This is a genomic window from Acetobacterium sp. (assembly GCF_041752335.1).
GTDB lineage: Bacteria > Bacillota > Clostridia > Eubacteriales > Eubacteriaceae > Acetobacterium.
In genome coordinates this window covers 17,213-27,368 of record NZ_JBGSHG010000039.1, presented here as the reverse complement: position 1 = coordinate 27,368, position 10,156 = coordinate 17,213, and the positions used below count along the sequence as shown (strand labels likewise).

The window sequence follows — 10,156 nt, the reverse complement described above, 5'->3', positions numbered from 1 at the left end:
ACTGCGGTTCTTCGATGAAAAACCATTGTTTGGAAAAAATATTATTATCACCCGATCTCGGGAACAAAGCTCCCAGATGGTTGAAAAGATCACGGAGTTGGGTGGCAATGCCATTGAATTCCCAACCATCAAAATTGTCCCGATTAATGAAGCAGCCTGTGACGAAAAGGTGAAGTGCCTTACGGACTACAGCCATATTATTTTTACCAGCATCAACGGCGTGGAAATTTTCTTTGATTCCCTGGCCCGCTGCGGCAAAGATGCTCGCGCCTTTGGTAATCTGCATATTACCGCTATTGGGGAAGGCACCAAAAATGCCCTTTTAGCCCGAGGCCTGCAAGCTGATTTTGTACCGGATAAATATGTTGGTGAAGAACTGGTCAGCGGTTTGGCGCCACTGCTTAACAAAGACAGTCGGGTGCTGATCCCCCGATCAAAAAATGCCCGGATCTATGTGGTCGAAGAATTATCGAAGATCTGTCCGGTCGATGAGATCCAAAGCTATGAAACCATCCGCGAAGATCATGCGACGGTTGATCCGCTGGCAATGCTTGAAAACAAAGAAGTTGATTATATTACCTTTACCAGCTCCACCACCGTCGAGTTTTTTGTCGAAAAAATCGGCGCCACCCACATTGACGCCATCAACTCCGCAAAAGCGGTGTCGATCGGTCCCCAGACCTCAAAAAAATGCCTGGAATTGGGCATTGATGTCGACATCGAAGCCGAAACATACACCATCCAGGGGATGCTGGATGCGATTTTAAAGGATGCTCAGAAATAAGACTTTAGTAAAAAGATCAAACGTAGTACCGACAATTGTTATATCATGTTGTACCCAAAGGGCAGACCCTCTGCATCGGAGCGAACAGGTTGTAGACCTGTCCGATTCCGCAGCAGACAACAGATTAACAATTGATCGGTACGGTACATGCAAATAACTAGAAGTAAATTAGGAGGTCAGCAATATGTTGCCAACACGATTACGAAAAAATACGGCGGTTCGGAATTTAATTAGAGAAACTTACCTTTCCATGAATGATGTGGTTTATCCGCTGTTTATAATAGACGGACAGGGAGTGCGCAAAGAAATCGGCTCCATGAAAGATCAGTATCATCTGTCTTTGGATATGCTGGGGGCGGAAACCCTGGCACTAAAAGAACTGGGCATCCGTTATGTCATTTTGTTTGGCGTCCCCGACGAAAAGGACAGCGAAGCCACTCCCGCCTTTGTGGCCGACGGTCTGATCCAGGAAGCCATTCGGGTGATCAAAAAGGTTGATCCACAAATGTATGTCATCACCGATGTCTGTTTGTGCGAATATAAAAGTGACGGACATTGTTGTTTCTTTGAAGAAAACGGCGAGATCCGACGGGCCCAGACTTTAGAGACGTTAAGCAGAACTGCCCTCAGTCACGCCGAAGCCGGAGCCGATATGGTCGCCCCTTCGGATATGATGGACGGCCGTATTGATCATATGCGGGAAACCCTGGATCTGGCCGGTTATGAATCGATTCCGATTATGGCCTACTCGGCCAAATTTGCTTCCAGTTTTTATGGCCCCTTCCGGGATGCCGCCAACTCGGCCCCATCCTTTGGCGACCGCCGCAGCTATCAGATGGATCCAGCCAATTCCCGGGAAGCCCTAAAGGAAATGGTCCTGGATATTGATGAAGGCGCCGATATTGTGATGGTCAAACCAGCCATGCCTTATCTGGACATTATCGCCAAGGGCAAGGAACTTTCCTACTTGCCAATGGCCGCCTATCAGGTCAGCGGCGAATACGCCATGATTAAAAATGCCGTCGATGCCGATCTGATGGATCGCCGGGCTATTTTTGAAAGCCTGATCAGCATCAAACGGGCCGGAGCCGACATCATCATCACTTATTTTGCCAAAGAACTGCAGGCAATGCTGAAGGATTATCAGTGACGTTTTTACCCAAATTTTTTAAATTTGGTAAGCCACTAAGCGTGAGCGTGTGGCTGGTGTAAAAACTAACGTAATTTTGGGCTGAATTCATCCTTTCAAAAATCAGGAATTCAGACGAAAAATATGATCATTATAAAATGGAGATATTATGAATCGAGAAAAATCAGAAAAATTATTTATCGAAGCTGAAAAGTATATACCTGGCGGCGTCAACAGTCCGGTGCGGGCGTTCAAATCGGTGGAGATGCCACCGGTTTTTATTGACCACGGTAAAGGTGCCAAAATTTATGATGTCGACGGCAACGAGTACACCGACTATATCTGTTCCTGGGGGCCCCTGATTTTAGGTCATGCCTCACCGGTTTATTTTGAAGGCATTCAGGAAGCCCTGCAAAAAGGCACCAGCTTTGGAGCCCCAACCGCTATTGAGGTCGAGGTTGCCAAGCTGATCACCGAAGCCTATCCCTCCATGGAAATGGTGCGGATGGTCAGCTCCGGAACCGAAGCCACGATGAGTGCCCTGCGGGTCGCCAGAGGCTATACCGGACGGGATAAGATCATCAAATTTGAAGGCTGTTACCACGGCCATGCCGATGGCCTGCTGGTTAAATCCGGGTCCGGCACCCTGACCTTTGGAGTCCCGACCAGCTCAGGGGTAACCCCGGGAACGGCAAAGGATACCTTAGTAGCAACCTATAACGACATTGCCAGCGTCAAAGCCCTCTTTGCCGAAAACCCCGGCGAAATTGCCGCCGTCATCGTCGAACCGGTGGCCGGTAATATGGGCGTTGTGGCCCCAGATCTGGGTTTTATGAAAGAGCTGCGGGCGATCACCGAAGCCGAAGGAACGGTACTGATTTTTGATGAAGTCATCACCGGATTCCGCTTAGCTTACGGCGGCGCCCAGGAAGTCCTGGATATTAAACCAGACATGACCACCTTAGGGAAGATCATCGGTGGTGGTATGCCCGTCGGCGCCTATGGCGGACGTCGGGATATCATGGCAACCGTGGCACCCTTAGGCGGCGTTTATCAGGCCGGAACCCTGTCCGGGAATCCCATCGCGATGAAAATGGGGCTGAATACCCTGACCTACCTGCGGGATCATCCCGAAGTTTACACCGAAATGGAAGAAAATGCCAAGCTGTTAGAAGCCGGCTTTAAGGCTAACATCGAAAAAACCGGGGTCAAAGCCCAGATGGTCCGTTTCAAAGGCATGACCTGCTGCTTCTTTACCGACGTACCCATCGATGGCTATGCCGCCGTCATGACTTCGGACACCAAAGCCTACACCAAATATTTCAAAGCCATGCTGGATGCCGGCAACCTGATGCCGCCAGCCCAATTCGAAGGTATTTTCCTCTCCTCCGCCCACACCAAAGCGGACATCGAAAAAACCATCGCCGATCACTACCAGGCGTTACTGTCTTTATCAAAATAGAAATAAAAAGAAATAATAACATAAATAGGAGAACCATTTAATGGAAAAAAAAGCGTTACTGGTCATCAGTTTTGGTACATCTTACCCTGAGACCCGAAAAAAAACCATCGCGGCAACCGAAAAGCATTTGCAGGAAGCATTCCCGGACCATGATTTTTATCGAGCCTTCACATCCCGAATGATCATCAACAAACTGAAGACCCGGGACAACGAAAGCGTGGATACCCCGCAAGAAGTCCTTAAAAAGCTTAAAGCAGCCGGTTATACCCACGTGCAGTGTCAAACCACCCATATCATCAATGGCTATGAGTACGACATTACGTTAAAAGAACTAAAGGCCTTTGAAAAAGACTTTGCATCCCTGACCCTGGGCCGGCCACTGTTAACCACGGTAGAAGATTACGAAGAAACCGTAGACATTGTGATGAAACACATGCCCAAGCTTAAAAAAGGCGAAGCCCTGGTTTATATGGGCCATGGCAGCGATCATCACGCCAATTCCACCTATCCCTGCCTGGATTATATGTTTAAAATGAAGGGTTATGAAGATGTTTATGTGGGAACCGTGGAAGGTTTCCCGGAGCTGGAAAACATTGTGCCGCTGTTACAGGAAAAGAAATATAAAAAGATTTATCTGGCGCCCTTTATGCTGGTGGCAGGCGATCACGCGATTAATGACATGGCCAGTGATGAGGAAGACTCCTGGCGAACCGTTCTTGAAGATGAGCGGTTTAAAGTCGAGTGTATTCTGGAAGGCCTGGGAGAATATGCCGGCATTCAGAACATGTTTTTAGATCACTTAAAGAAAGCACAACCCGTTACAGAAATGTAGGAATGGATTCAAAAGTGCTAAAATTAGAAATAAAGCTTAGGAGAAATTAGATATGAACACAGTGTATATGGTGGGTGCAGGCCCAGGCGATCCAGAACTGATTACCGTTAAGGGTCAACGAATTGTCAACGAAGCAGATATTATTATTTATGCCGGTTCTTTAGTTAATAAAGCCATTATTGCCGGTCATAAAGCGGATGCCGAAATTTTTAATTCGGCATCGATGACCCTGGATGATGTAATTGCCGTGATTAAACGGGGAACTGCAGAAGGCAAAAAAATTGCCCGGGTTCATACCGGTGACCCATCCATTTATGGCGCTATCCGGGAACAGATGGACCGACTGGATGAATTGGGAATTCCCTTTGATGTGATCCCCGGGGTCAGCTCCTTTGTAGCATCGGCGGCAGCCCTTAAAAAAGAATTCACCCTGCCCGATGTATCTCAGACTGTTATTTTAACCCGCTTGGAAGGCCGAACTCCCGTTCCGGAAAAAGAAAAGCTGGAAGATCTGGCATCGCATCAGGCATCCATGTGTATCTTCCTGTCGGTCCAAATGATTGATGATGTCGTTAAGCGATTAATGAAACATTATGCCCCAACGACTCCGATTGCCATTATCCAACGGGCGACCTGGGAAGATCAGAAAATTGTCATGGGAACCCTGGAAACCATTGCCCAGAAGGTTAAAGATGAAAATATCACCAAAACTGCTCAAATTTTAGTTGGCGATTTCCTGGGCGACGAATACAGCTTATCCAAACTTTATGATCCCAGCTTTACCCACGAATACCGTCAAGGGGTTGAATAAAACCGTGAAAACAGAAAAGTGGGCCATTGTCACCCTGTCCCAGGATGGCATGGTTTTGGCAAACCGGTTGGCAGAACATCTGGATGACCGGGAATGCCACATCTACACCAAAGAAAAATACGCCAACGAAACCACAAAAATCATCACCACCGATATTACCACCTTTATGGGCAGCATCATCGGCGCGTACCAGATTATTCTCTGCATTATGGCAACCGGCATTGTCGTCCGGGCGATTGCCCCCCATCTGGCACATAAGTCTTCCGATCCGGGCTTTCTGGTCATGGATACTAACGGCGAGTTTGTGATCAGTCTGCTGTCCGGCCATCTGGGTGGCGCCAATGACGCGGCCCGGCTGGTAGCCAAACGACTGGATGCTCAGGCGGTGATTACCACTGGCACCGATGTCAAAGGAACCATGGCGGTGGACGTGCTGGCGCAGAAAATTCATTGCACGATTGATAATTTTACCGATGCCAAAGACGTGACCGCACTGATTTTAAACGGCGATCCGATTGCCCTGGTGAATCAGGAAAATTGTGATTTAGATGCGGTGATTTTGCCCAACAACATCGAAACGGTGGCAGATGTAACGGAGATAAATAAATATCAGGGTGTCATTATGACAACACTTGATACAAAAAAAGCAGATCTGCCAATTCCCAGCGTCAAGCTGGTTCCCCGGAAACTGGTGTTGGGAGTGGGCTGTCGCCGGGATACTCCGGGAGAACGGATCATTCAGGCCATCCAGGAGACTTTATTGTCGATGAATCTCAATGAAAAAGGCATCAAATCCCTGGCCACCATTGGTCTGAAAGCCGATGAACCGGGAATCATCGAAGCCTGTACCTTCTTTGCCGCAAAAAAAGTCGTCATCCCCAATGAAATGGTGCAAATGGTCCAAAGCCGTTTTGAAGCATCAGATTTCGTTTTTAAAACAACTGGCCTATATGCTGTTTCCGAACCCTGCGGCTTTGTCGCTTCCGGCTTCGGAAAATGCCTGCTGGAAAAACAGAAACTGGGCGGGATTACCCTGTCGGTGTGGCTGGACGAAAATTAGAAAAATTAACCTTGTTAAAAAAAGGAGAAAAAATGAGCAAAATTTATGTCACCGGGATTGGTCCTGGACTGTATGAACATATGACCGAGGCGGCCAAAGCCAGCCTGGCAGATGCCGATATTATTGTTGGCTACAAAACCTATATTGATATTATCGCCGATTTAATTGGCGACAAGGAAGTGCTTTCTTCCGGGATGCGGCGGGAAATTGACCGTTGTGAAAAAGCATTGGAACTGGCTGAACAAGGCAAAAAAATCTGTCTGGTCAGCAGCGGCGACGCCGGTGTTTTTGGAATGGCCGGCATTATGCTGGAAATTGTCGAAGCAAAAAATAGCGATGTGGAAGTTGAAATTATTCCCGGTATTTCGGCCGCCAATGCCGCTGCATCAACCCTGGGCGCACCGCTGATGCATGACTATGCCGTCATCAGCCTCAGTGACCTGCTGACCGACTGGGCCGTCATCGAAAAACGGCTTCACTGTGCCGGTGAAGGAGATTTTATTATTACCCTATATAACCCCAAAAGCAAAGGTCGTCCCCACAATATCGAAAGTGCCCAGGAAATTCTGCTGAAATATAAAGCACCGGAAACCCCAGTGGGTATTGTTCGTAATGCCAAACGTAAAGATGAGTCTTATGTTATTACGACCCTGAAAAAAATGAATCAAGCAGATATTGATATGTTTTCGATGGTTATCATCGGCAATTCTAAAACCTATGTGACCCGCGATCAGCTAAAAATGATTACCCCGCGAGGTTACCAGCTTTGATTCTGGTATTGGGAGGAACCCTTGACAGCCGATTATTAACCGATCGTCTGCTTGAAGAAGGGAAAGCCGTCTGTTATTCGTCGTTGACCAATATTGCTGCCGATCAGATCTCGGAAAACCCCCTGTTGACAAAGATTTCAGGACAATTGGATGCCGGCACCCTGCGGGAAACAATCACCATTTACAATATCAATCTCTGTATTGATGCCACCCACCCCTATGCCCGGGAAATTTCCGAAAACGCTATTTGGGCCTGCGATGCCATGAATATCGATTATATTCGGCTGGAAAGACCCTCGAATATCGACGAAGGGACGGATATTGTCGCCTATAACAGCTACGAGGATGCCCGGGATTATCTGGCTGGTGCGATGGGAAAAAGCGATCGTAATATTCTGCTGACCACCGGCAGCCGGCAACTGGAAGCCTTTGAAGGACTGCCTAAAGAGCGCACCTATATCCGGGTGCTACCGACGGTAGGAGTTTTGAAAAAATGCGAAAACCTGGGCTATAAGCCACGGCATATCCTGGCTCTCCAGGGTCCTTTCTCGGTGGAAATGAATGTCGCCACCATGAAAGAATATAACATTGGTTTCGTCGTCACCAAAGACAGCGGTGATGTTGGCGGCATCCGTGAAAAGGTTGAAGCCGCTCGACTGGTCGACGCTAAGATTTTATTTATCCGTCGCCCCCCCATCGCCTATCCCCGGTCTGTCGCCACTGTCGAAGACGCCGTTGTTTGTGCATTGAAAAAGCATTAGAATTTTGACTTAGGAAGAAAAAAAGGAGAAAACATGGCAAAAAATATTATGTTTATGGGTACCGGGTCATCAGTAGGAAAAAGCCTCATCACTGCGGCCATGTGCCGGATTCTCGATAACCACGGCTATCATGTGGCACCCTATAAATCCCAGAATATGGCCCTTAATTCGTTTATCACCAAAGACGGCAAAGAAATGGGCCGGGCCCAGGTGGTCCAGGCCGAGTGTGCCCGGATGGAGCCCCAGGTCGAAATGAACCCGGTACTGCTAAAACCAAACTCGGACGTGGGCTGCCAGGTCATCCTGATGGGAAAAGCCGAATTTAATATGGATGCCATGGATTATCATGCCCATAAACCCAAGCTGGTGGAGATCGTGGTTTCGGCCTATGATGCGCTGGCTGAGGGCAAAGATGTAATTGTCATCGAAGGCGCCGGCAGCCCGGCCGAAATCAATCTGCGGGACAACGACATTGTCAACATGGGACTGGCGGAATTGGTGGATACTCCGGTGGTACTGATCGGCGACATCGACAAGGGTGGTGTTTTTGCATCGATTTATGGTACAATTATGCTGTTGCAACCCGAAGAACAAGCGCGGATCAAGGGCTTTATTATCAATAAATTCCGTGGTGATGTGGAACTGTTAAAGCCCGGCATCAAAATGATCGAAGACATGGTCAAGGTGCCCTGCCTGGGAGTTATTCCCTACAAACGCTTTGTCATCGATGATGAAGACAGCGTCAGCGAACGGTTTGACAATAATTCCGAAGGCCTGATCACGATTGGGGTGGTCTATTTACCGCACCTTTCCAACTTTACCGACTGTACCGCCTTTGAAATGCATCCCGATGTGAAGGTGGAATACTATCGTAACCAGCGGGATCTGCAGCTGGCCAACCCGGATCTATTGGTAATCCCCGGCAGTAAAAATACCATTGACGACACCTGTCATGTCATTAACAGCAAAATGGGTGATGAAATCCGGCGAATCCATGATTGCGGGGTACCGATTGTCGGAATCTGCGGCGGTTATCAACTACTTGGTAAGGAAATCCGCGATCCCTTCCAGGTGGAATCAACCCGGGGCAGTATTGAAGGACTGGGTCTCTTAAACATCGTCACCACCATTGAAGAAGAAAAGCGCACCGTCCGGACTTCTGGCAAGGTTCAAGGGAACTTCATGGGAATGGAGCTGGTTGATATGGAAGTGGAAGGCTACGAAATTCACATGGGCATCAGCGAAGCCCTGGACAATGCCAAACCCTTTGCGATTCTCGAAGATGGTACTGTCGATGGCGTGATTGCCGAAGATGGCACCGTGATGGGAACATATCTTCATGGTATCTTTGACAACGATGGCTTACGGGAAAAAATCATTGAAGCCCTGCGGGTCAAAAAGAATCTCGAAGCCGGTCCGACTGCCTTTGATTTTAAGGCCTTTAAAGAAGAACAATATGATCTGCTGGCGGAGACCGTGGAAGCGAATCTGGATATGAAAAAAATAATGGAAATCATTGGAGAAATAGAAAATTGAATCTAATTGAAGGACTTCCCCTGGGTTTAGGGGGAGGCTTTTGGTTTTTACTGATACTTATCGGCGTGTTGTTGGATTGGCTGATCGGGGATCCTCCCTGGCTGCCCCATCCGATCATCGCCATGGGGAAAACCATCGGCTTTTTAAATAAAAAACTGAATCAGGGCAAGCATCGCAAGGCAAAAGGATTTTTGCTGTTATTTTTAGTTCTGGGTCTCACTGGAGCCATTGTCTTTGCTCTGCAATGGCTGTTGTACAGCATCAACATTTATCTGTACATCATCTTCAACCTTTATCTGATTGTAACCGCCCTGGCGGCAAAAACCCTGGCGATTGAAGTACGCAAAGTGATGAGTGCCTTAATGGGTGGCGATATCGAAGTCTCCCGGGTTCAGGTCGGTTATCTGGTTGGCCGGGATACCTCGGAACTCAAAGAAAAAGAAATTATCCGGGCGACGGTGGAAACCACTGCCGAGAATACCATTGATGGGGTTCTGGCACCGATTTTCTATATGCTGCTGGGCGCGCTGATACCGGTGCCCTGGCTGAATCCGGTGATGCTGGTAATGCTCTACAAGGCGACAAATACCTTGGATTCGATGGTCGGATATGTCCAGGAGCCCTATAAGGATTTTGGCTATGCTTCGGCAAAATTTGACGATCTGATCAATTTAATTCCGGCCAGACTCGGCAGCATCTTTATGCTGGTTGCCGGGATGCTCTTAGGATATACCTTTAATGATGGTTGTCGTATTTTCAAGCGGGATCGTCACAATCACAAGAGTCCCAACTCGGCCCATCCGGAATCGGTAGTGGCTGGGTTGTTGGGGATACAGCTGGGCGGAACCAACCAGTATTTTGGTGAAATCCTGGAAAAACCCACTATTGGGGACGCAAAAACCCCGCTGGAAATATTGGATATTCGCGAAACCATTACCATTATGTATGGCAGCGAGGTTGTCCTGATGGTTTTTGCCACCTTGATGGCAGTGATTATTTATTCTTTGTAAA

General features: G+C 48.0%; 10 protein-coding genes. All 10 read left to right on the top strand.

Annotated elements, in window-relative coordinates; all coding sequences use genetic code 11:
• A partial coding sequence (locus ACEW8F_RS05545; RefSeq protein ID WP_373482480.1) for a uroporphyrinogen-III synthase occupies window positions 1–784 on the top strand: 784 nt, incomplete at its 5' end.
• 184 nt (window positions 785–968) lie between these two features.
• On the top strand, window positions 969–1,934 hold the full coding sequence (gene hemB / locus ACEW8F_RS05540; protein ID WP_373482479.1) for a porphobilinogen synthase: 966 nt from the start codon (window positions 969–971) through the stop codon (window positions 1,932–1,934).
• Window positions 1,935–2,082: 148 nt separating this feature from the next.
• Window positions 2,083–3,375, top strand: coding sequence for a glutamate-1-semialdehyde 2,1-aminomutase (gene hemL, locus ACEW8F_RS05535; protein WP_373482478.1), 1,293 nt, complete (start codon window positions 2,083–2,085; stop codon window positions 3,373–3,375).
• A 40-nt stretch (window positions 3,376–3,415) separates the two neighbouring features.
• Window positions 3,416–4,207 (top strand): sirohydrochlorin cobaltochelatase, encoded by a 792-nt coding sequence (locus ACEW8F_RS05530; RefSeq protein ID WP_373482477.1) that lies wholly within the window; start codon window positions 3,416–3,418, stop codon window positions 4,205–4,207.
• Window positions 4,208–4,259: 52 nt separating this feature from the next.
• On the top strand, window positions 4,260–5,018 hold the full coding sequence (gene cobM, locus ACEW8F_RS05525) for a precorrin-4 C(11)-methyltransferase (RefSeq protein ID WP_373482476.1): 759 nt from the start codon (window positions 4,260–4,262) through the stop codon (window positions 5,016–5,018).
• Between the two features lie 4 nt (window positions 5,019–5,022).
• Complete coding sequence (locus ACEW8F_RS05520) at window positions 5,023–6,078, top strand: cobalt-precorrin 5A hydrolase (RefSeq protein WP_373482475.1); 1,056 nt, start codon at window positions 5,023–5,025, stop codon at window positions 6,076–6,078.
• Between the two features lie 32 nt (window positions 6,079–6,110).
• On the top strand, window positions 6,111–6,848 hold the full coding sequence (cobJ, locus tag ACEW8F_RS05515) for a precorrin-3B C(17)-methyltransferase (protein ID WP_373482474.1): 738 nt from the start codon (window positions 6,111–6,113) through the stop codon (window positions 6,846–6,848).
• Window positions 6,845–7,609, top strand: a complete 765-nt coding sequence (gene cobK, locus ACEW8F_RS05510) for a precorrin-6A reductase (protein ID WP_373482473.1) — start codon at window positions 6,845–6,847, stop codon at window positions 7,607–7,609. Before cobJ ends, cobK begins: the two co-directional genes overlap by 4 nt.
• A gap of 33 nt (window positions 7,610–7,642) precedes the next feature.
• Complete coding sequence (locus ACEW8F_RS05505) at window positions 7,643–9,145, top strand: cobyric acid synthase (protein ID WP_373482472.1); 1,503 nt, start codon at window positions 7,643–7,645, stop codon at window positions 9,143–9,145.
• A complete protein-coding gene (gene cbiB / locus ACEW8F_RS05500; RefSeq protein WP_373482471.1) occupies window positions 9,142–10,155 on the top strand; it encodes an adenosylcobinamide-phosphate synthase CbiB in 1,014 nt (337 codons plus the stop codon). Before ACEW8F_RS05505 ends, cbiB begins: the two co-directional genes overlap by 4 nt.
• Window position 10,156: the final 1 nt, after the last annotated feature.

What these genes read in the sequence shown, in the direction of transcription:
- cobM (WP_373482476.1), top strand. Translation starts at nt 4,260, where the DNA reads ATGAACACAGTGTATATGGTGGGTGCAGGCCCAGGCGATCCAGAACTG.
- cobJ (WP_373482474.1), top strand. Translation starts at nt 6,111, where the DNA reads ATGAGCAAAATTTATGTCACCGGGATTGGTCCTGGACTGTATGAACAT.
- hemB (WP_373482479.1), top strand. Translation starts at nt 969, where the DNA reads ATGTTGCCAACACGATTACGAAAAAATACGGCGGTTCGGAATTTAATT.
- ACEW8F_RS05505 (WP_373482472.1), top strand. Translation starts at nt 7,643, where the DNA reads ATGGCAAAAAATATTATGTTTATGGGTACCGGGTCATCAGTAGGAAAA.
- ACEW8F_RS05530 (WP_373482477.1), top strand. Translation starts at nt 3,416, where the DNA reads ATGGAAAAAAAAGCGTTACTGGTCATCAGTTTTGGTACATCTTACCCT.
- hemL (WP_373482478.1), top strand. Translation starts at nt 2,083, where the DNA reads ATGAATCGAGAAAAATCAGAAAAATTATTTATCGAAGCTGAAAAGTAT.